Annotated in this window: 17 protein-coding genes; 7 read left to right on the forward strand and 10 right to left on the reverse strand. The window is 66.7% G+C overall.

Going from position 1 to position 20093, the window contains the following annotated elements:
* Nucleotides 1–19 precede the first annotated feature (19 nt).
* From QQA12_RS02505 to gspG, 10 genes are read right to left on the reverse strand one after another with little or no spacing between them, the layout of a single operon-like run.
* Nucleotides 20–568, reverse strand: a complete 549-nt coding sequence (locus QQA12_RS02505) for a hypothetical protein (protein WP_226050736.1) — start codon at nt 566–568, stop codon at nt 20–22.
* Nucleotides 565–2748 carry a secretin N-terminal domain-containing protein gene (locus tag QQA12_RS02510; RefSeq protein WP_233324871.1) on the reverse strand — a complete coding sequence of 728 codons (2184 nt, stop codon included), beginning with the start codon at nt 2746–2748 and terminating at the stop codon, nt 565–567. Before QQA12_RS02510 ends, QQA12_RS02505 begins: the two co-directional genes overlap by 4 nt.
* Nucleotides 2748–3242 (reverse strand): hypothetical protein, encoded by a 495-nt coding sequence (locus QQA12_RS02515; protein ID WP_182212565.1) that lies wholly within the window; start codon nt 3240–3242, stop codon nt 2748–2750. Before QQA12_RS02515 ends, QQA12_RS02510 begins: the two co-directional genes overlap by 1 nt.
* Entirely contained in the window at nt 3239–3826 is a 588-nt protein-coding gene (locus tag QQA12_RS02520) for a hypothetical protein (RefSeq protein WP_182212564.1), read from the reverse strand. The genes QQA12_RS02515 and QQA12_RS02520 overlap by 4 nt, the downstream gene beginning before the upstream one ends.
* On the reverse strand, nt 3823–4848 hold the full coding sequence (locus tag QQA12_RS02525; RefSeq protein ID WP_182212563.1) for a hypothetical protein: 1026 nt from the start codon (nt 4846–4848) through the stop codon (nt 3823–3825). The genes QQA12_RS02520 and QQA12_RS02525 overlap by 4 nt, the downstream gene beginning before the upstream one ends.
* Before the next feature lies 1 nt (nt 4849).
* Nucleotides 4850–5926: a type II secretion system protein GspK gene (locus QQA12_RS02530; protein WP_182212562.1), complete on the reverse strand. Its 1077-nt coding sequence runs from the start codon at nt 5924–5926 to the stop codon at nt 4850–4852.
* Complete coding sequence (locus QQA12_RS02535; protein WP_182212561.1) at nt 5919–6512, reverse strand: prepilin-type N-terminal cleavage/methylation domain-containing protein; 594 nt, start codon at nt 6510–6512, stop codon at nt 5919–5921. The genes QQA12_RS02530 and QQA12_RS02535 overlap by 8 nt, the downstream gene beginning before the upstream one ends.
* Nucleotides 6505–6945 carry a prepilin-type N-terminal cleavage/methylation domain-containing protein gene (locus tag QQA12_RS02540; RefSeq protein WP_182212560.1) on the reverse strand — a complete coding sequence of 147 codons (441 nt, stop codon included), beginning with the start codon at nt 6943–6945 and terminating at the stop codon, nt 6505–6507. The genes QQA12_RS02535 and QQA12_RS02540 overlap by 8 nt, the downstream gene beginning before the upstream one ends.
* Entirely contained in the window at nt 6942–7328 is a 387-nt protein-coding gene (locus QQA12_RS02545; RefSeq protein WP_226050734.1) for a type II secretion system protein, read from the reverse strand. Before QQA12_RS02545 ends, QQA12_RS02540 begins: the two co-directional genes overlap by 4 nt.
* Complete coding sequence (gspG, locus tag QQA12_RS02550) at nt 7325–7795, reverse strand: type II secretion system major pseudopilin GspG (protein ID WP_182212558.1); 471 nt, start codon at nt 7793–7795, stop codon at nt 7325–7327. The genes QQA12_RS02545 and gspG overlap by 4 nt, the downstream gene beginning before the upstream one ends.
* 261 nt (nt 7796–8056) lie before the next feature.
* On the opposite strand from gspG, the gene QQA12_RS02555 reads away from it, so the two are divergent.
* The 7 genes from QQA12_RS02555 to QQA12_RS02585 all read left to right on the forward strand — a co-directional run bounded on the left by QQA12_RS02555 (nt 8057) and on the right by QQA12_RS02585 (nt 20063).
* Complete coding sequence (locus QQA12_RS02555; protein WP_182212557.1) at nt 8057–8803, forward strand: ABC transporter permease; 747 nt, start codon at nt 8057–8059, stop codon at nt 8801–8803.
* 39 nt (nt 8804–8842) lie between these two features.
* Entirely contained in the window at nt 8843–10558 is a 1716-nt protein-coding gene (locus QQA12_RS02560; protein ID WP_226050732.1) for a type II/IV secretion system protein, read from the forward strand.
* A gap of 4 nt (nt 10559–10562) precedes the next feature.
* Nucleotides 10563–11768, forward strand: coding sequence for a type II secretion system F family protein (locus QQA12_RS02565; protein ID WP_226050731.1), 1206 nt, complete (start codon nt 10563–10565; stop codon nt 11766–11768).
* Nucleotides 11769–12211: 443 nt separating this feature from the next.
* Nucleotides 12212–13798 carry a hypothetical protein gene (locus tag QQA12_RS02570; protein ID WP_226050730.1) on the forward strand — a complete coding sequence of 529 codons (1587 nt, stop codon included), beginning with the start codon at nt 12212–12214 and terminating at the stop codon, nt 13796–13798.
* 233 nt (nt 13799–14031) lie between these two features.
* Nucleotides 14032–15306 (forward strand): ABC transporter ATP-binding protein, encoded by a 1275-nt coding sequence (locus QQA12_RS02575; protein ID WP_226050729.1) that lies wholly within the window; start codon nt 14032–14034, stop codon nt 15304–15306.
* Entirely contained in the window at nt 15303–16070 is a 768-nt protein-coding gene (locus tag QQA12_RS02580) for a sulfotransferase (protein WP_226050728.1), read from the forward strand. The genes QQA12_RS02575 and QQA12_RS02580 overlap by 4 nt, the downstream gene beginning before the upstream one ends.
* Before the next feature lie 129 nt (nt 16071–16199).
* Entirely contained in the window at nt 16200–20063 is a 3864-nt protein-coding gene (locus tag QQA12_RS02585; RefSeq protein ID WP_226050752.1) for a glycosyltransferase, read from the forward strand.
* Nucleotides 20064–20093: the final 30 nt, after the last annotated feature.

Raw genomic sequence — 20093 nt, forward strand, 5'->3', positions numbered from 1 at the left:
GTGGCACTTCGGCCACGGATTACTGCTGGACTTCGCTCAATGCCTTGCAGGTGATCAGCACCTTCTCCTGGCTGGCTTCGGCCAACGTCTTCCAGTAGAACGGGCAGGCGAGAAGATTGTCCGGCGTCGACGTCTTGGAGGACGTGACGTTGACGGTCAGCTGTACCTCGCCGACGATGAATTCCAGGCGCGACTTGTCGATCACGTCGTCCTTGAAGGTAATCGAGCCGGCGCCATCCAGGGTCTGCTTGTTCTCGCCGAGCTTGATCATGCCGGACGCATCCGCCATTTTCTGGGCCTGCTCGGAGGCGCTCGGATCACCCGAGTAGGTCGCCACCACCAGTACTTTCTCTGATTTGGCCTTGAGCGCGGCTTCGGCCTGCGGGCTCAGGGTGACCTGCACGTTCACCGGGGCGATGGTGGCCTTGGGGACCAGCTTTTCGGCTTCGGCTTCCGAGGTCGGGGCGGGGGTTTCGGTTGCCGGGGTTTCCGGCTCTTCCTCGCGACGGGCGCAGCCGGTCACCACCAGGGCTGCGATAAGGGCGGCTGTGAAAGTCTTCTTGTTCATGGCTGGGATGCCGTGGGTTGTGGGGAAGTGGTGTTCTGGGGCGGTGGCAATACAGCGGGAGCGGGGGGCGCAGCGGGAGCTGGCGACGGGGTCCTGGGAGCCTGCTCCAGGTCCAGGTATTGCAGGCGATCGATGATGGCCTGGCTCACCGCCGTGGCCTGGTCGTCGTTCTCGACGATGTAGGGAACGATGACCAGCACCAGTTCCTTCTTTTCCGTCACCTTCTTCCTGCTCTTGAACAGGTTGCCAAGCAGCGGGATGTCCTTGACCAGGGGCACGCCGGTGTTGCCGTCGCTGTCGTCGCTGCTCATCAGTCCGCCCATGACGACCGTCTGGCCGTCCTTGAGCGTCAACGACGTGTTGATCACCCGGTTCCGGATCGTGGGCGAAGCCGCCGAGGCCGCGGTGGACTGCGAGGGGGCTTCGTCGCTGGCCTTGCTCACTTCCTGGGTGAGGTCGATGTCGACGCGGTTGTCCGAATAGACCGTCGGCTTGATCTTCAGCAGGACACCGGTCTTGCGGTACTGGATGGACTGGAGCAGGTTGCTGGTGCCCTCGGAACTCTGGTTGGACGTCGTGGTCATGGAGACGGTCGGAATCTCGTCGCCGACATCCATCGATGCCTCGCTGCCGCTCTTCACCAGCAGGCGCGGGGTGGACAGGATGTTGACCCGGCTGTCCTGCGCCATCGCTTTGAGCATGACCCGGTTCTGGCCGGCTACGTCCAGCAGCCAGGTCAGGCCGGTGCCCACCGACGGCGCGCCGCTTCCGCCCGATCCGGTGCCGGACCAGATGCTTCCGTCGAACCGCCCGAAACCGTGGGTGGCAAACCAGTTGAAGCCCACGTCGGTCGTGTTGCTCAAGGTGATTTCGGCGATCGTCACCTCGATCATCACCTGGCGCGGAGCCTTGTCCATCTGCCGCACCAGGGTCAGCATCCGTTCCCACTGCGCCGGCTCGCCCTGGAAGATAAGGGCGTTGCGCGGTTCATCCACCTGCAGCGAGCCCGTGCTCTGGGCATGCCCGCGCGCTGCCGCGGCAGGCTGTCCGGTCGCGCCAGCGGCCGGTGGTTCGACTGGTGCGGGCGTGGCACTGCTGCCCGTGCCCAGGATTTTGGCCAGGTCGGCGGCTTTGGTGTTCTTGACCTGGTAGTAGAACAGCGACTGGGTACCGGCCTGCCTGCTGGGTTTGTCCAGTTCGCGTGCCCACGAAACCGCGTAGTCCAGCGCTTCCTGGGTGTTGGCGAAGACCAGCACCGAATTGACCGCGGTGATCGGCAGCACGATCACGCTGGAGGGCGAGCCGATCGAGCGGTTCGCGCCGTACCCCTGGACGTTCATCACGTCCACCAGCCGGTCGGTCAGCTGCTCGGCGCTCATGAAGGCGGGCTCCAGGCGCGTGCTCACGCGCCCGCGCATGAGCGGGCGGTCGAACACGCGCAGCGCCTCCACCGCCTGCTGCACCTGCGCCGGCTTGCCGCTGACGATGATCGAGTTGCGGCCGGCTTCGTCCAGCACCTTGATGTCCTGGCCGAACAGCGTGCCCAGCCAGCGTACCGCGTCGCCACTGCGCACCACTTCCAGCTCGATCAGCTGGAACACCGGGCGGTGCGATGCGGGGACCTGTGGAGAGGCGCGACCGCTGATGATGAGCGGGGGGGCGATCGAACTGCCGGTGGCGCCGGTGGCGAGCTTGACCAGCTTGCCCTCCACCGTCACGGAAACGCCGTACTCGGCCAGCAACTGGCGGGTCAGTACGAACAGATCCTCGGGCTTCTGCCTGGCTTCGGTACGGAGCGTTACCAGGTCCTGCAGTTTGGAAACATCCGGGGTCATCGTCATGTTGAGACCCAGGAGGTTGCCGAACACCTCGTTGGCGAACACCGGCACCGGCACGTTCTGCACATTGACGCTTACCGGCGTGCTGCTCATGGCGGGCAGCGTGTCGCGGATCTGCGTCCCTGCGGTCGCCGGGCCGAGGTCGCCGATGCGCGGCGTGTCGGTCTGGGTCAGTGCCTGCTGACGTTCGACATGGGGGCCGATTTCATGTTCGGCACTGACCGATTCCTTGGGGGGCACGTCCAGTCCGGTGGTCACCCGCACCGGCGGCGGCGTGGCGCAACCGGCCAGCAGCGTTACGCCGAATGCGGCAAGGCCAATCAGGGGGCGGCGATGGGACATCATTTACGGATTCCTTGATCGGGTGCTTCCGGTTCCTCGCAGCCGTCGGACATGTCCACGGCCTCGCTCTGGAACAGTTGATACGTGACGATGCAGGCATCGCGCTTGGTCATGGCCCTGTCGCCGTCCACCTTGTGCAGCACGCTGCCGTCGGGCAGCGCCTGCCCCAGTTCGACGCGCTTCACCTTGTCGGGGCTGTCGGGCGTCATCACCAGGATTGCCGGGGTGGCCTCATCGACGGTGCCCGCCAGGCGCCAGGCCGCGCGTTCGCCGGGCGTTCCGCCGACGTCGCCTTTCCAGCGCATGCCACTGGTGACCACGGCCAGGTCCTGGGGTACATGGCGGGCGATATCCGCCGTTGCCGGCAGGCTCCAGGTATTGCCCTGCTCGTTGGCCTTGGGCAGCGGCGGGGGCGGCCACGCCGCACCGATCGATGCGCCGGCCAGCAGGGCGGCGGCCAGATACAGGTAGGGCCAATGGCGGCGGGCGATCATGGCGCTGCCCCTTCGGCGATCCGGTAATAGGCGTTCAGGGTCAGGTGCAGGGTGTTGCTGTCGTCGCTCTGCAGGGTGAGCGTTTCCAGGGTGACCAGATTGCTGGAGCTTTCGATCTGGCGCAGCAGGTTGAGCGATTGCCGCGGCGAGGCGGCGACGTTCAACGATGCGTTGACCCTCAGTACGCCGGGCACGGTCTCCACGGTTCCGGAGCGGTTGATCCGGATGTTGGCGTTCTGCTCGTTGCCGAACCCCGAAGTAAGCCCGCGCAGCCAGTTCTGCAGGGAGGCCTGGGCCATGCCCGGGGTGGCCACCTCCGGCAACTGCGCCCGCAGCGTGTCGCGCAGTTCCAATGCGCTCTTTTCGCGCTCGAACCAGACGTCCTGGCCCTTGAGCGACATGATCCGGCGCAGGTCCAGCTCGGCATCCATGGCGGCCTTCTGCCGCTCCACCCGCACCGCATCCAGCGCCTGCAGGCAGAACAATGCGAGCAGCAGGACGATGGCCAGCCCGGCCCATTTCAGCCAGGGTGCGGCCTCGACCTGGCGTTTGAGACTCTGCAGTTGGCTTTCGAATGCCTTCATGGCGTGTCGTTTCCGGCGGTCGAGGCAGCGGTGATCGTTGCCTTGATCGTCAGTTCATTGTTGCGTCCCAGCTCTGCGGTGACGCCCTTGAACATCGGGGAGTCTTCCAGCGAAGAAACCAGCGTCTCGGGATTGCTCCCGGGCGCGATCACGTTCACCTCAAGCGTATCAGGGGTCGGCTGGTTCCACTTCCTGACCTGCCACTCCTTGCCCGGCAGCAGCCGGACCAGCTCGGCCATCAGCGATGTGCTCGGGCGCAGTCCATGAAGCGAGAGCATGCTGTCGATCTCGGCGACTGCCTGGTCGGCTGCGTCGCGGGCATCGAGGATGCGCTGGAGCGGCGCATCGAGATCGCTCGCCGTGGACTGTGCCCGCCATATGTCCACCTGTGCGCGCACGATGCCGCCAAGTTGGGCGCCCGTAACCAGCAGGAAGATCGCGACCAGCACGAAGGCAGCCTTCGGCAGGTATTGCTCGAGTCCGGACAGCTGCAGTTTGTCGGTTCCGGTTGCCTGCCGGTTCCATGGCGTGTCGGCCAGCGTGACCGCCAGCGGCTCGGGGAGGGGCAGGGCAGGGTCCAGCGCCTGCCCGGTGCCGCGCACGAAGTCGCGCCATTGCCCTGCCGACGGCAGGCCCTGCCACCATCGGCTGGCGCAAAGCCGCCCGGCCTTCCATGCGCGTGCCTCGACCCCGTCATCGAGTTGCAGCAGCTCGACGCCCTGTTCCAGCGGGGAGCCGGCATACAACGCCTCGGCCACGAACCGCTTGCGCCTGCCAGGCTCTGCCGCGGCGAGTGCGTTCACCCGGGCGCGCGACCAGTACCAGAGTGCGGCGCTGCCGTCCGGCGACCAGGCAATATCGAAATCAGGGTCGGGGAACGGCGCGGCCCGGCGCACCGCGAGCGCGGCGAACTCCTTGCGCTGCTTGCCCGGGGCCTTGCTGGCGTCCAGGGTCATGAAGAGGCAGAGCTCGCGTCCGACGAGAAAAACCGTGGTATCGCTGCCACCACCGTTCAGCGGCACATTACCCTTGTTTCCCAGGCGTATCCGGCGCGGAGAAAAGCGGTGTCGAAGGCGAGCCAACCACGGCCTGATCGGATTCGTTGCCACGTGGAAGGATGACCTCGTAATCAATACGCCATGGGGGGCCGTTGGGCTCCATAGGCGTTAGCGTCCAATGCAGGAGCTGGCGAGCGCCGGAATGTCGATCCCATAGGATAAGGTTGCCGGAGGGCTTTGCAAAGAGGGTCAGCCCGTCCTCGAACCCCGTCCCCATGCCGATCCCGAAGGTCTGCTGTACCTGCCACAGCGACACGAACGGGGTGGTGCGGCGCAGTTCCACCATGCGTTTGGCGTTCTCGGCAGTCAGGCCTGGCGCCAGTTCCAGTACCTGCAGGGGGGCCGTGTTGACGTTCAGGTCCACGCCGCGGGTCATGGTGAACATGGAAAGCAGTTGCGCGTCGTCCATGGTGGCCAGCAGCTTGTCCCAATCCAGGATGCGCCGCAGTTCCAGCGGTGTTGCCAGGGTGCGATTGGTCGGCGGAGGGAGCCCTGCGCGTTCGTAGTGGCCCTTTTCCGCGCCGTTGAGGCGATGCAGGTCGTCCTGGTCCTGGTAGTCCAGCCGCTTGGCGTCCAGCCCGTCCCATTGGTCGGCGGGTACTCCCAGCGCGCGGTAGAAGGCTTGCCGCATCACCGGAGCTGCCCAGTTCACGCTGAGCAGGCCGCGGTCGTCCTGCAGCGAGAAGCGCGTGTTGCCCAGGCCCTGGTAAACGGTTCCATCGAGCCGGATCTCGTTGCCGACCGGCAGGGCCATGAAGCCATCCGGATCATCGGGCGGGACGGGCGCGGCGGCGCTGTCCGAATCATTGACGGTAAGGCCGGCCACGGTCTGCCGTTGCGTTGCCAGCAGGTACAGCAGGGTCTCCCGGGTTCCGGCCATGGCCAGTTCGCTCTCGAACCGGTCGGCGTCGGCCTGCGCGGCCTGGATGGCGCGCTCGGCGGAGGTTGCGGTCGCGGCGGCGAGCAGCGCCAGGACCACCAGCAGTGTCAGCACGATCACCAGCACGAAGCCGGCGTCGGTCTTCGGGCGATGGTCAGTCAAACTCGGCCTCGAACGGGTTGACATAGGGGTTGTGGGCGCCGGCGACCGCGGCCGCCCACAGGCGCTGGCTGCCGTCGTCCATTTCCTGCTCGAGCACGATCATCGCCGGCAGGTGGTCGTGCAGGCCGAGCTTGGGCGGCCACTGCTCGTACATGCGCCCCTCTTTGTCCATGTAGCCGAAGGCCGCCTTCGCGACTCCCGGCAACGGCAGGTCGAGCTCCTTGCCGGCTTCGATCAGTTTCAGGCTGCGCAGCGCGCCATCCTCCTGGATCGACCACTCCACCGCCACTGCCCCGCCCTGGTGCGACTGGATCGCTTGCGTGGCGATACCCGCAAGGCGTTGCGAGGTCCCCTCGAACGCCTCTTCCTTCACCGGGTACAGGCTGCGCAACGAGCTTTCCACCCAGCTTTCGGTGAGCGTGGCCTGCTGTGTGGCGCCGCTGATGCCGGCGATGGCGGCATTGGCGCGCCGCCATTGCCCCAATGACTGGAAGCCCAGGGCGATGGCCATGCCCGCGATCAGCAGGACCACCATCATTTCCAGCAGGGTGAGGCCACGCTGGCGCAGGTGCGGGCGGTCATTCATCGTCGATCGACCTGGGGCGGGCGATTTCCCAGCCGGTCTTGCGCAGGCTGAAATCGCGTACCGGCTGTCCGTTGCGCAATATCTCGACGTCGAGCTCGTAAAGGCGGAAGTCGAACGGCGTTGCCCCCCCGGCCGGACTCATGCCCACGCGGCGCTCGGTCAGCGGACGTGCCTTCCAGCGGATTTCCAACGGCGGCAGGTCCCGCTTGCCGTCGGGCTCCATCATCGGATTGACTGTCTCCAGCGCCGCCATCGCCGCGCGGGCATCCTGCAGCGCCCGTGAATTCGCGCCAACACGGCCCAGCGCGAACGTGCTGGTGGACAGCCAGGCGTAGAGCGCGAGCAGGCACGTCGCCATGATCGTCAGGGCCACGATCGCTTCCAGCAACGAGAAGCCGTGCTGCCTGTGGCGGGGCCGGTAACGGGGGTTCATGGGCCGGGCCGCTGTATGCGGCAGAAGGGGGCATGTATGCGCAGGTCGATCGTCTGGTGCGCGGTGACAAGCGTCGCCTCGCCGTCGGCACATGCGCCGTTGGCCTGTACCTGCAGAGGGGTTTTCGCGCGCAGCGCCCAGCCGTCGGGCAGCGTGACCAGTGGGATGGCCTCCTTGCCTTCGACGTTCAGGGAGCTGCCGGTGGCACGGACGCGACTGGGAAGGCGCTCAAGCTGCTGCAGGACGTCATCGACCTGGGTGGCTTCCTGCCACGAGCGCACCATGCGGTAGCTCGGGGGGGCTGCAACAGCGGTGGCCATTGCAAGAATGGCCATGACGACGATCATTTCAAGCAGGGTATAGCCCGCTTGGGCGCGGCTCATTGCTGCTGGGGCAACTGCCCGATATCGGCGTCGTAGCCGCTGCCGCCATTCTTGCCGTCGGCGCCGAACGAGTACAGGGTGAATGCGCGGGTGCCGGACGGCTGCGGCGAGTACTGGTAGGCGTTGCCCCACGGGTCATCGGGCAGGCCATCTTCCAGGTACGGGCCTTTCCAGCGCTGTGCCAGCTTGCTGTCGCCCGGGGCCTGCACCAGCAGTTTCAGGCCCTCTTCCTGCGAGGGGAAGCGGCCGATGTCCAGGCGCATGGTCTCAAGTGCGCCCTTGAGCATCTTGGCCTGCGTCTCGGCGGTCTGGACCTTGGCCTTGTCGGCCTGGCTGAACAGGCGTGGGCCGACAAGCCCCATGATCAGCCCGATGATGACCAGCACCACGATCATCTCCAGCAGAGTGAAGCCCTGGATGGAGTTGCGGCGCAGGGAGCGGCTGGAACGGGAGCGTGGGGAGATCATCGCGGACCATGCAGGCAAATCGAAAGGCGGCCAGCAGTCTACGGCTTGCCGGCGATGGCCGGCAACCGCCGACCCCGGGCGATGGTGCCGGTCGGGTAGGGTCGTTCAGGGGGTCTGCGGGGCATGCAGGGAGGCAATACCGCTTGTGATGGCTGTTAATCTACGTGCCGTCCGCCAACTGCTGGTGTTTCGCCTGTTTTGTTCATGAGTTCCCATTTCCTTTCCCGCGGCGCCGGGTACATCGCCCTGTGGCGGACCCTGGTGGCCCAGGAGCTGGCGGTCCGCTACCGGGGCACCCTGCTTGGGCGGGCGTGGCCGTTCCTGATGCCGCTGACCATGCTGGCCGTGTACGGATTTGTATTCGGCGCGGTGTTCCGCGCCCGCTGGCCGGGTATGGCCGAGAATGATCACCTGGGCTTTGCGCTGAACCTGTTCGTCGGCCTGCTCGTGCATGGGTTGCTGGCCGAGGCCGTCGGGCAGGCGCCTTCGCTTCTGCTGCGGAACAGCAATTTCGTCCGCAAGATCGTATTCCCGCTGCCGGTGCTGGTCGCCGTGCCCCTCGGCGCGGCCCTGTTCCACATGCTCCTCGGCCTGCTGCTGGTCTGGGGCGTCAATGCGCTGTGGGGGTCGGGACCGGGCTGGCAGGTACTGGCTCTGCCGCTCGTGCTGGTGCCCTACCTGGTCATGCTGTACGGCATCGCGCTGGCGTTCGCGGCGCTCGGTGCCTACCTGCGCGATCTGGCCCAGGTGGTGTCGGTGCTGGTCACGGTCGCGTTGTTCACCGGCGCGGTGCTCTACCCGCGCAGCATGGTGCCGCCGATGCTCGCCGGCGCGGTGGCGGTCAACCCCATCAGCTGGCCCGCTGAAGCGCTGCGCGGCGTCATCCTGCACGGGCAGTGGCCGGACCTGGGGGCCACTGCCGGTTATTCCGTTGCGGCCCTGGTGGTGCTGGCGCTCGGCGGGGCGCTGTTCAAGGCGCTTCGTCCGGGCTTCGCCGATGTGTTGTGATGCTTCGCCGCTCCCTCCTTCCTTCTTGTTCGTGCGCCCATGACCGCTGCCAGTCCGCTGCCTGTTTCCCCTGAAGCCGAGGCCGCTTCTCCCCTGCTGGGCCAGATCCTTGTCGCCCGTGGCGTCATCGGGCCGTCCGACCTGGAGCGGGCCCTGGAGCTGCAGGGCACCATGGGGGGGCGCCTGGGCAGCCTGCTGGTACGCATCGGCGCGCTGTCCGAAGAACAGCTGCTCGCGGCGCTGTCCGAGCAGTTGGGCCTGCCTCTGGCAGGGCGCGACGTGACCCTGCCCGAGGTCGAGGCATGGGTCGTTCCCGGCGAGGAGCCGGTATCGGTGGACTGGATGCAGGACCAGGGGGTGCTGATCTGGCAGGACCCCGAAGGCGTCGTCTGGTGTGCCAGCCGTGACCCGCTGGATCCGGTGCTGCAGGAAACGCTGGCGTACCTGTACCCGGCACAGGACGTGCAGCGGGTGCTGGCGGCCACCCAGTTGATGGAAGGAACCCTGGACAAGCTCGGGCGCGGGCTGCTGTCATCGGGGTACGGCGGCGATGACGTCCGCCACCTGCGCGAGCTGGCCGAGGAGGCGCCGGTGGTCGAGCTGGTCAACAGCCTGCTGGCGCAGGCGGTGGAGCAGCGGGCCTCCGACATCCATCTGGAACCTGACGAGCACCAGTTCGTCGTGCGCTTTCGCATCGACGGCGTGCTGTATGCACGGCTGCAGTTGCCGCGTGAGCGTTTCAACGCGGTCGCTTCGCGCCTGAAGCTGATCTCCGGCATGGACATCGCCGAGCGCCGGTTGCCGCAGGATGGCCGCCTGAGCGTGCGTGCCAGTGGCCAGGCCATGGATGTGCGCGCCTCGGCGTTGCCCGGGGTGCATGGCGAATCCATCGTGCTGCGCCTGTTGCCAAAGGAGCGCAAGGACCTGGGGCTGGAGCGGCTGGGCATGGCCCCGGACCATCTGGCCCTGCTGGGCGCCTGGAGCCGGGAGGCCCACGGCATCCTGCTGGTCACCGGGCCCACCGGTTCGGGCAAGTCCACGACCCTGTATGCCACGCTGGCCGCCGCCGACGACGGCATGAAGAAGATCATCACCGTCGAAGATCCGGTCGAGTTCCAGCTGCCGCGCATCACCCAGATCCAGACCCATGCCGACATCGGGCTCACGTTCGCCAGCGCGCTGCGCTCGATCCTGCGCCAGGACCCGGACGTGATCATGGTGGGCGAGATCCGCGACCGCGAAACAGCGGAGATTGCCATCCAGTCGGCGCTCACCGGCCACCTGGTGCTGTCCACGGTGCACACCAACGACGCGATCGGCGCCTTCACCCGCCTGATCGACATGGGGGTGGAGCCGTTCCTGGTGGCCACCCCGGTCAAGGGGCTGCAGGCCCAGCGCCTCGTGCGGCGGCTGTGCCCGCACTGTGCACGGCCGGCCGCCCACGTGCTGCCGGCCATCGCGGCCGAAGCCGCGCAGTGGGCCACCCGGGTGCTGGGCGACGCGCCCGCGCAATGGCGCGAGGCGGTGGGCTGCGAGCGCTGCCAGCATTCCGGCTATCGCGGCCGCGTGGGTATCTACGAACTGATCCCGGTGGACGAGGAAATGCAGCAGGCGGTGGTGGCTGGTGCCAGCCACGCCGAGCTCAAGGCCATGGCCCGCGCCCGCGGCTGCCGTTTCCTGCGCGAGGACGGCCTGCTGAAAGCCTGGCAGGGCGTGACCTCGGTGGAAGAAGTGCTCCGCGTGACGGCGGTCTGACCCCATGGCCCAGTACCGATACAAGGCCTTCAATGCCGAAGGCGCTGCGCTGGAGGGGGTGGTCTCGGCCCAGTCCGAGCGCGAGGCCGCGCGCCAGCTGGAGCGGCGCGGGCTGTCCGTCGTCGCGGTGCGGACGGTTGAGGCGGGCGCCGGGCGCAAGGTCCGGGGACGTGCCTCGCCCTTGCGGCAGCGCGACCTGATCCTGGCCTTCCACGAGCTTGCCACCCTTCTCGGGGCCGGTGTCGGCCTGGCCGAGGCGGTGGCGGCCCAGGTGCGCTCGGTCCGGCACCCACAATTGCTGGCTGCCTTCGAGGGGATCGCAGCGGGCCTGCGCCAGGGCCAGGCCTTTTCCACGGCGCTCGAGGCCGCGGGGCTGCCACTTCCCCGCTACGTGGCCACGGTGGTCCGGAGCGGCGAAAAATCGGGCCTGCTGGGGCGCGCCCTGCACGATGTGGTCGAGCAGATGGAATACGACCAGACGGTGCGTGGCGAAATCCGCCAGGCATTGACCTACCCTGCGGTGCTGGTCTGCGCCGGACTGGGCGCGGTGGTGATGATGTTCACCTTCGTCGTTCCCAAGTTCGCCACGCTGCTCAAGCGCGCGGACGACCTGCCATGGCTTGCCGCGGCGGTGCTCAATACCGGCATGTTCCTGCGCCAGTGGTTCCCGGCGGTGCTGTTGCTGGTGGCCGCCCTGGTCGCATGGTTGATCGTGCGGCTGCGCAATCCCGATACCCGTGCCCGCTGGTTCGAGGCGCTGGAACGGCTGCCGGTGCTGGGGGCCTGGCGGGTCGAGTCGGAAACCGCGACTTGGGCGCGGGTGCTGTCCACGCTCCTGACCAACCGGGTGCCGCTGATGGATGCGCTGGGCCTGGCCCGGGCCAGTGTGATCGCCCCCGGTCGCCGGGCGCGCCTGGACGAGGTATCGCGCAACGTGCGCAATGGCATCCCGCTGGCCGATGCCCTGGAAGAGCAGCAGACGCTGACCGCCACCGGTTACAACCTGATCCGGGTCGGCGAGCGTTCCGGCGAGCTGCCGTCCATGCTGCAGTCGCTGGCGCGGCTGTGCGAGGACTCCGGCCGCACCCGCATGAAACAGTTCCTGGCCCTGCTGGAACCGGTGGCCATCCTGCTGATCGGCGGCGCCATCGGCGTGATCATGATCGGCATCATCCTGGCCATCACCAGCGCCAACGACATCGCCGTCTGAAGCGGGCTACCTCCCCAAGCGCAGGCCACCGGGGTCGCCCGGGCCACTGGGTCGCATGCCATGGAGCGGCGGCAGTGACAAGGCAATTCAGCTGGATTAACCCGCGCACCGGCATGGCATTCCCTGACTGCGGGCGCCAGTTGCTACAGTTGACCACTGAATGCGCGCGGCATCCCACAATGAGTGGGACCCGGGCCCGCGCATGTGCTATGGCCGGGTCGCAGGCTTGACGGCCAAGTAAGGCTTGGTTAACGTTCCCCGGTAGCTTGCTCCATGGGGACTATGGGGAAGGAATCTTTTTCCACATCCGCCCAGCAGCGACCGGTATGCCAACGGGCTGGCCCGACGGTACCGGGGTAGGTCAGGCGACCGGTAACAGCTACTGCAGTACCTAGGAAGTTTCATTTTTAGTTAACTAAAAAAACTCAACGGAGTTGATTCACATGAAGAAGTTCAACAAGAGCCTGCTGACCGCAGCCGTGGTGGGTGCCCTGGCACTCCCGGCGCTGGCGTCGGCTGCTTCGCTGGCCTACCCGACCGGCAAGCAGATCTGGTTCGCCAAGGACCTGATCGTCAACAACGGCACCACCATCAACACCCCGTCCCAGCTGACGCTGGCCGCGACCACCGACGATGCTGCCCGCATCGCCACCGTTGCTGGCAACAACGTGACCGTCAAGGTCACCCTGACCAACGGTGCCAAGTTCGACGCGACTGCCGATGCCAAGACGCTGGTCGAGAACTTCAAGATCGGTGACGAGCTGGGCGGTACCGGCGCCATCATCGGCGCTGCTCTGGTGGGCACCCCGTACTACTCGGCTTCCGGCCAGGAACTGAACTTCACCTTCACCGCTCCGGGCAATGGCGCCGACACGCTGAACGGCTACGCGATCGAGCTGAACAGCGTGCAGATCACCAACCTGGTGCAGGGCCTGTTTGACGGCAACAGCGTCGGTGCCGAAATCACCGTGCAGAACTCGGTCGGCCAGCAGATCCTGGCGTCCAAGGCTGTCATCGCCCGCTCCAAGTGGGGCCTGGTGACCGAGGCCGTTGCCTCGTCCGAAACCACCAAGAAGATCGACGTTGGCAGCACCCCGGATCCGAAGACCTGGTTTGCGGCCAATGGTCAGGTCGGCGGCAGCGGTAACAACGGTGCGACCCCGGGTTCCGATTACTTCCACCTGGGCGGCATCACCATCGACATCGCCGAAGGCGCTCTGGTCGGTGGCGGCACCGGCTACGTCAACAACTACAGCGCCGTTGCTCCGAACCCGGAGTACAACGTGGTCAGCACCGCTGAGTTCAAGATCAAGCTGAACGGCCTGGCTGCCTATGACGACAACATCAAGTTCTCGACCAGCCCGACCTGCTCGGCTCCGGTTGGTACGTCGTCTCCGGCTGCTGACGGCAGCATCACCGTGACCCTGCCGGCTTCCTCGCCGCTGCTGGCCAACGTGACCGCCGCCAGCCCGTCGCCGTCGACCCTGCACGTCTGCGCCATGGCCGACGGCAGCTACGAGCTGGCCAAGGTTGACCAGATCACCGGTGAAGTCACCGTTGACTACAACCTGTCGACCCAGCGCGTGAACCCGGTCCTGGATCCGGCCCAGTTCGGCGCCATCGACTTCAACGGCACCACGCTGATCTTCCAGAACGTGAACCCGGGCGGCAACGCCACCGCTCAGTCCATGCTGCGCCTGACCAACAACAACGCCACCTCGTGCGCTGTTGAGATCGACGCGAAGGACGACGCTGGCCTGCACAGCGACAGCGCCAAGATCACCCTGGGCGCCCACAAGTCGGTGCAGCTGTACGGTGAAGACCTGGAAGGCGGCAACGCTGGCAAGGGCCTGACCGGCGGCTTCGGCGACGGCACCGGCAAGTGGTACGTCCGCGTGACCGCTCAGTGCACCAACTTCAAGGCTTCGGCCCTGAACCGCAACGTCAACACCGGCACCGTGACCGACCTGACCGCTGAGAAGTGGAACGGTAGCGAGTGGAACACCCCGGCGACCAAGCTGAACCCGTAATCGATCCGATTACGGCGAAAGCCTGAGAAGCAGTAGGGCGGGCGGCGAAAGCCGCCCGCTTTTTTTGTCCGCATGTCGGCCTCTTGGCCGGGCAGCCGCCGAAAGATGCAGGGGGTTGCTTCACAGTCGTCCGCAGTGGGGGGGACGCATGCCAGGCGGGGTGGCCACGGGCTTGTATGGGCATGGTGCCTACCCGGGGCTATGCTATGCAGCGATTTTCCGTCGGCTGCACCATGACCATTGATCCAGATGTTCCCGCCCTGCAGGTGTGTGGGATCAGCAAGACCTATCGACTATGGGCCACGCCGGGCAGCCGCCTATGGGTGCCGTTACTGCACCGGTTGTCGGTGCTGCTGCGCGGCATGCCATCGCTGTCGGCGTGGTTGCTTCGAAGCGCGCAGCGGCGCGTGCACTACCACCAGGCGCTGCAGACGGTCAGTTTTTCGTTGGGGCGCGGCGAAGCCCTGGGCATCATCGGCCATAACGGCAGCGGCAAGAGCACCCTGCTGCAGATCGTGGCGGGCGTACTCGAGCCGACCGCGGGCAACGTGCGCGTCAATGGCCGGGTCGCGGCCTTGCTGGAGCTCGGGTCCGGCTTCAATCCAGAGCTGACCGGCCGTGAGAACGTGCGCGTCAATGCCGCCATCCTGGGCCTGAGCCCGGCGCAGGTGCGCGAACGCATGGGCAGCATCGTCGAGTTCGCCGACATCGGCGAGTTCATCGATGAGCCGGTCAAGACCTACAGTTCCGGCATGGCCCTGCGCCTGGCCTTCGCGGTGCAGGTGCATACCGATCCGGACATCCTGATCGTGGACGAGGCCCTTGCCGTCGGCGATGCGGCGTTCCAGGCCAAGGCGATGGCAAAGATCAGCGAGATCCTGGCGACCGGCACGACCCTGCTGTTCGTCAGCCATGATCCGGCGATGGTCAGGGCCTTCTGCCGGCGCGCGATCCTGATGGACCATGGACAGATGGTGATGGAGGGAGTCCCCGAGGACGTCATCATCGAGTACACCCGCCGCATCCACGATGCCAACCTGAAGCGGCTTGGGTATCAGGAGCAGAGCCGGCTCAAGCGCCTGGAGGATGGGTTCGGCTTCGATGACGTGCGCGTCACCGCGGCCTCGGTGAATGGCGTCGAGCATGCGACGGTCGGCTATGGCGAGCCGCTGCATTTCACGTTGACGCTGCGCCTGCGTCCCGACATTGCCAACCCGCTGCTGATATTCGACCTGATGGACGAGCGCAGCACCCAGTTGTGCGGGCGGCGCATCCGCCTGCCTAAGGTCGAGAGCGTGCGCGACATCGCCCTGTCGGTGAAGATGGAGGCGACGCTGCAACGCGGCATCTACCGCGTGCGCATGCGGGTGCTGGATTCGGCGCATGTACACGAGCACACGGTACTGGCGCGCCAGGAAGGTGCCCCCTCCTTCGAGGTGCTCGATGACAGCCAGGAGCGTTTCACCGGCCTGTTCCCGGTACCGATGGACGTGGCGGTGGAGGAATGAGCGCACCCAGGGTGCGTTTTGTGGTGGGCGGGGTGCAGAAGGGCGGGACCACGGCACTTGCCGCGTTCCTGCAGCGGCACCCCGGCGTGGCGCTGCCGGCGTACAAGGAGGCGCACGTGTTCGATGCGCCGGACTTCGACGACGGGTGGAGTCCGGAACAGGTCGACGCGCGCTTTGCGGCGCATTTCGGCGAGCCGGCAGAAGCCTGCGGTGCGAAGCTGCACGGTGACGCTACGCCGATCTATCTGATGCATGAGCGGCTGATCGGCCGTATTGCCCGCTACAACCCGCAGATGCGCTGGATCATCCTGCTGCGCCACCCGGTCGAGCGTGCCCTGTCGCAGTACCACATGGAACGCTCGCGTGGTGACGAGCATTGGCCGCTGTGGCTGGCGTTGCTGGCCGAGCGCTGGCGCCTGCGTGGACATGAGGATGATTTCTCCACCGGGTCGCCGCTGCGTCATCACAGCTACCGCCTGCGTGGAGACTACGCACGGCAGCTGGATGCGTTGTACGCCGCTTTTCCCCGTGAGCAGATCCTGTTGCTGCGCAACGAGCAACTGCGCGAGGACCCTGCAGCGACCGTCGACGCGGTCTGCCGGTTCCTCGGACTGGAGGCCCCCGCTCACGAGCAGGGCTATGGGACGGTCTTCTCCGGCCAGTACGAACGCTGGCCTGCCGGAAGCTGGCGCTGGAAGGTGGTGCGCTGGTGGTGGCGCCGACAGCTGGCCGAACAGGCGCGGCATGGGCTGCACTGGCAATAGGCGCGACACATCCACTCAGCGGGGAGCGGAAGGGGTTCGACTACAATGCGCGCACTTTCCCAAGTTACCGGGGTACAGGTGAAGTCCGCTGAAAAAACCAGTCCGCCCCATGTGATTGTCGTGCTCGGCATGCATCGCAGTGGCACCTCGGCTCTGGCCGGAACCTTCAGCCAGCTCGGCTTGAACCTCGGCGACGAATTGATGCCGGCCACCGCCGATGCGAACCCGAAGGGCTACTTCGAGCACGTGCGCATCGTCCAGGCACACGACCGCCTGCTGGCTGCGTTCGACATGGATTGGGCCGATCCCAGGCCCCTGCCCGAGAGCTGGATGCGGCATCCAGCCACTGTGCAGGCGCGCCGGGGACTGGCGGCGCTGTTGTCGGAGCTGGTGGCCAATGGCGATACGGTGGTGATCAAGGATCCACGCCTGTGCCGTTTCGTTCCCCTGTGGCAGGCCCTGTTCGAGGAACTGGGCATCGACGCGCATTTCGCCTTCATCGCGCGCCATCCGGTGGAGGTGGCGGCGTCGCTGCGGCGTCGCGACGGCATGTCCGAGTATCGCGCCGGGCTGCTGTCGCTGGCCTACCAGCTCGAGGCCGAGCTGGCCACACGCGGCTCGAACCGCGTGTTCATGACCTACGAGGCGCTGATAACCGACTGGCGAGGGCAGCTCGAGCGCTGCAGGCATGCCTTTGGCGAGCGTGTGTTGCCGGGTGGGGAAGGGCATGCCGCGGCAGTGGAAGGCTTCCTCGATGCGCAGCTGCGCAATCATCGTGCCGCCGATGTATCCGCGCTTGATCCCGTGGTGGTAGCTGCTTACGACTGCTTCCAGGCGGCCGCCGATGCCCTGCCGGAGAAGTTGCCGGCGGCCATGGATGCGCTGCGTGAGCGTTTCGAGGCCGGGCGTCGCGGCTATGCAGCGGCGATGGAGGCCGTGCTCTCCGCACTGGACCAGGACCACGCGCGCCATGTACCCGAGTGGAGTCGCGGTCTCGAACTGGCCAGCGCCTGGAATTCGCCGCCACTGGACATGACGCCTACGGTCGCGCCGAAGGTGTACCTGCGCACGGCCATGGAAGGGTACTCGGAGGAGTACGCGGCCGAGGGGCAGGCGCGCATCGCGCCGGACGGAACCTGCGTGCTGGCGATCGACATCGCGGTCGATCGCGCGCCGGAGCGCCTGCGCTTCGATCCCGATGGCCGCGCCGGTGCCTACGAGCTGTTGGCGCTTTCGTTCGATGGCCGGCCCGTCGCGGACCTCGCGGGCCGGGTGAAGGTGATGCATGAGTACCGCCTTGCCACCGCCGACCCGGGACTGGTCGCGTGGGTCGCGGCGGGCGACGATCCTTGGCTGGAGCTGGACATCGCCGACGCCGCGAGGCACTGCCGGGGCGATGCCATGCGCATCGAATTGCATTTCCGGCGCCTCACCGCCAGCGTGCTGGCCGAACGCAACCTCAGCGCACGGCACGGCGAACAGGTCGCCAGGCTGGATACCCTGCGTGACGCATTGGCGCAGGCGCAGGTCGCGCAGCACGGCTTCATGCAGCAGACGCACAAGCACCTCACCCAGGTGCAGGCCGAGCACAGGACCGTGGTCGAGCATGCGCGCTCCACCCAGGAGCAGCAGCTGGCGGCGCTGGCCGGACAGGTACACGTACTGTCGGGCATGGTGCAGGAACTGAAGCAGCGCTCCGACAGGCCGGTGTTGTACCGCCTGGGCCGGAAATGGCAGGCACACAAGCGGCGCAGCAACCAGCGCGAGGATGGCTGGAAGGCACGGCTTGAACCGCTGGCCAACGTATCACCCTGCGAGCCACGGGGGTGGCGTGGTACCCGCTGCGACCCCCAGTTCCTGCTCAGGATGGGCGCCGGGCCGGACACCGGGTGTACGCCCGGTTGGCATGTGCTGACGATCGATTCCCGTGTATACGAAGGGCGGTTGGAGAATCCCTGCCTGTACCTTGATTGCGGGACCGGGATGCAGGCTGCCGCCAGGATCGACCTGCTCCAGTACGATGCGGCAGGCCGCAGCGAGACGGTCGTCTACCTCGGGTCCGGGCTGCAGGCCCTGCGCCTGGATCCGTCCGATGACGACGCCTGCTTCGATATCCAGGTCCGGCTCGAACCGGTGAGCCGGTCGCGTGCGTGGATGCGGATCATGCACGCGCTATGGCGTGCCCGCGGCGGCGGCTTCATGGCTGCGGCCGGCCTTGCGGGTACCACGCTGCGCCGCGCAGTGGTTGCCGGGCCCGGCGGAATGTTCCGCCAGGGGGTGGAGGACTATCGCGGTCTGACCCCACCGGTACCCAGCGACTACCGGCGTTGGCTGCTGCGCAACGAGCCCGTGCTGTCCGCGGCCGACGCTGCCGCGCGCGTTGCCGCGTTGCCGCGCAAGCCGCGGTTGTCGGTGGTGATGCCTGTCTACCAGGCGCCCGAACGCTGGCTGCGCCGGGCGCTGGACAGCGTGGTGGCACAGCACTATCCCGATTGGGAACTGTGCATCTGCGATGACGCGTCGCCGTCGCCGCACGTGCGCAGCGTGCTGGAGGAGTACCAGCGCCGCGACCCGCGGATCAAGGTGGTCTACCGCCAGGAAAACGGACATATCTCGGTGTCCTCCAATTCGGCGCTGGAGGTAGCCACGGGCGATTACATGGTGCTGCTGGACCATGACGACGAACTGCACCCGGATGCCCTGCTGCTGGTCGCCGAGACGGCCTGCCGCGTGCCGGATGCCATGCTGATCTACAGCGACGAGGACAAGATCGACGAAGACGGCAACCGCTTCGATCCCTATTTCAAGCCCGATTGGAACTACGACCTGTTCCTGGGGCAGAACTGCATCTCGCACCTTGGCGTCTATTCGTTGCCGCTGGTGCGGGAGCTGGGTGGGTTCCGCAAGGGGCTGGAAGGCTCGCAGGACTGGGACCTGGCGCTGCGTTGCGTGGAGCGCATCGCACCCGGGCAGATCGTGCACATACCGCGCGTCCTGTACCACTGGCGGGCGATCCAGGGATCGACCGCACTGGCCGCGGGCGAAAAGAACTATGCGGTGGTGGCTGGCCGTCGCGCGGTCGAGGAACATCTGCAGCGGACCGGCCAGGCGGGCGAGGTGAGCATTCTTCCGGCCAGCATGATGCGGGTGAAGCGGCCCGTGCCGGTGCCGGCGCCGAAGGTGAGCCTGGTCATCCCCACCCGCGATCGCGTGGACCTGCTGCGCCTGTGCGTGGACAGCATCCTCGAACGCAGCAGCTACCCGGACTACGAGATCCTGGTGGTCGACAACGGCTCGGTCGAGCAGGAGACGCTCGATTATTTCGATCGCATCTCCGCGATGCCGGACGTACGGGTCCTGCCGTATCCGGGTGAGTTCAACTATTCGGCGATCAACAACTTCGCCGTGGCCCAGGCGCGGGGTGAAGTCATCGGCCTGGTCAACAATGACATCGAGGTGATCTCCCCCGACTGGATGGAGGAGATGGTGTCGCACGCGATGCGGCCGGACGTGGGCGCGGTGGGCGCGATGCTCTACTACCCGGACGAGACCATCCAGCATGCCGGCGTGCTGGTAGGGCTGTGTGGCGTGGCAGGTCATGTCGGCAGCCGCCATCCGCGCGGCAGCGAAGGTTATTTCGGACGCATGCTGCTTGCCCAGGAATTGTCGGCGGTGACGGCCGCATGCCTGCTGGTGCGCCGCTCGGTCTACGAGGAAGCCGGTGGATTGGACGAACGCCTGCGCGTGGCCTTCAACGACGTCGACCTGTGCCTGCGCATCCGCGAGAAGGGCTACCGCAACGTGTGGACGCCGTTTGCCGAGCTGTACCACCATGAATCGGCATCACGCGGACTCGAGGACAACCCGGTGAAGCAGGCCAGATTCATGTCCGAGGTGGCGTTCATGCAGGAGCGATGGGGCAAGGCACTGCTGCATGACCCTGCCTACAACCCCAATCTTTCCCTGACCCAGCCGTTCGCACTGGAGTCCTGACGGGAGCGGAGGCGGGGTCGTTCGGCTCCC

Source organism: Stenotrophomonas sp. 17(2023) (assembly GCF_030345315.1).
Taxonomy (GTDB): domain Bacteria; phylum Pseudomonadota; class Gammaproteobacteria; order Xanthomonadales; family Xanthomonadaceae; genus Stenotrophomonas; species Stenotrophomonas acidaminiphila.

Coding starts and splice junctions, on each gene's coding strand:
- QQA12_RS02505 (WP_226050736.1), bottom strand. CDS start 568: ATGAACAAGAAGACTTTCACAGCCGCCCTTATCGCAGCCCTGGTGGTG.
- QQA12_RS02520 (WP_182212564.1), bottom strand. CDS start 3,826: ATGAAGGCATTCGAAAGCCAACTGCAGAGTCTCAAACGCCAGGTCGAG.
- QQA12_RS02535 (WP_182212561.1), bottom strand. CDS start 6,512: ATGAATGACCGCCCGCACCTGCGCCAGCGTGGCCTCACCCTGCTGGAA.
- QQA12_RS02565 (WP_226050731.1), top strand. CDS start 10,563: ATGGCCCAGTACCGATACAAGGCCTTCAATGCCGAAGGCGCTGCGCTG.
- QQA12_RS02570 (WP_226050730.1), top strand. CDS start 12,212: ATGAAGAAGTTCAACAAGAGCCTGCTGACCGCAGCCGTGGTGGGTGCC.
- QQA12_RS02580 (WP_226050728.1), top strand. CDS start 15,303: ATGAGCGCACCCAGGGTGCGTTTTGTGGTGGGCGGGGTGCAGAAGGGC.
- QQA12_RS02540 (WP_182212560.1), bottom strand. CDS start 6,945: ATGAACCCCCGTTACCGGCCCCGCCACAGGCAGCACGGCTTCTCGTTG.
- QQA12_RS02515 (WP_182212565.1), bottom strand. CDS start 3,242: ATGATCGCCCGCCGCCATTGGCCCTACCTGTATCTGGCCGCCGCCCTG.
- QQA12_RS02510 (WP_233324871.1), bottom strand. CDS start 2,748: ATGTCCCATCGCCGCCCCCTGATTGGCCTTGCCGCATTCGGCGTAACG.
- QQA12_RS02585 (WP_226050752.1), top strand. CDS start 16,200: ATGCATCGCAGTGGCACCTCGGCTCTGGCCGGAACCTTCAGCCAGCTC.
- QQA12_RS02575 (WP_226050729.1), top strand. CDS start 14,032: ATGACCATTGATCCAGATGTTCCCGCCCTGCAGGTGTGTGGGATCAGC.
- QQA12_RS02545 (WP_226050734.1), bottom strand. CDS start 7,328: ATGAGCCGCGCCCAAGCGGGCTATACCCTGCTTGAAATGATCGTCGTC.
- gspG (WP_182212558.1), bottom strand. CDS start 7,795: ATGATCTCCCCACGCTCCCGTTCCAGCCGCTCCCTGCGCCGCAACTCC.
- QQA12_RS02560 (WP_226050732.1), top strand. CDS start 8,843: ATGACCGCTGCCAGTCCGCTGCCTGTTTCCCCTGAAGCCGAGGCCGCT.